At 60.6% G+C, this 292-nt stretch carries 1 protein-coding gene; it reads left to right on the plus strand.

Annotated elements, in window-relative coordinates; all coding sequences use genetic code 11:
- Window positions 1–94: 94 nt before the first annotated feature.
- Window positions 95–292, plus strand: a 198-nt coding sequence (locus tag P6709_RS19805) for a type IV pilus modification PilV family protein (protein WP_278242623.1), incomplete at its 3' end; no start/stop codon positions are given.

Here is a 292-nt window from a genome sequence, read left to right on the forward strand (position 1 = left end):
CGGTGTTCAACCTGCGGAAGGTGCTGAAGGAACTGGGAACCAGCGTGACCATCCGGGCGACCCGGGGCGTGGGATATTCTCTGGAGGATGGAAAATGATACAGGGCATCAGGCGGAAGTTTATTCTGATTGCGGTGGCGGTGCTGTCTGTGGCGATGGTCGGGCTGGCTGCCGTCATCAATCTTTCCAACTGGATCAACGTGCGCGCGGAAATGCAGGAAACGCTGACCAGCCTGGCGGAGAACGTCGGCCCGGGGAACCGGAAGGAAAACGGGGAAGGCCCGAAGGGTCGG

It is taken from the genome of Jeotgalibacillus sp. ET6 (assembly GCF_029667115.1).
Lineage (GTDB): Bacteria > Bacillota > Bacilli > Bacillales > Jeotgalibacillaceae > Jeotgalibacillus.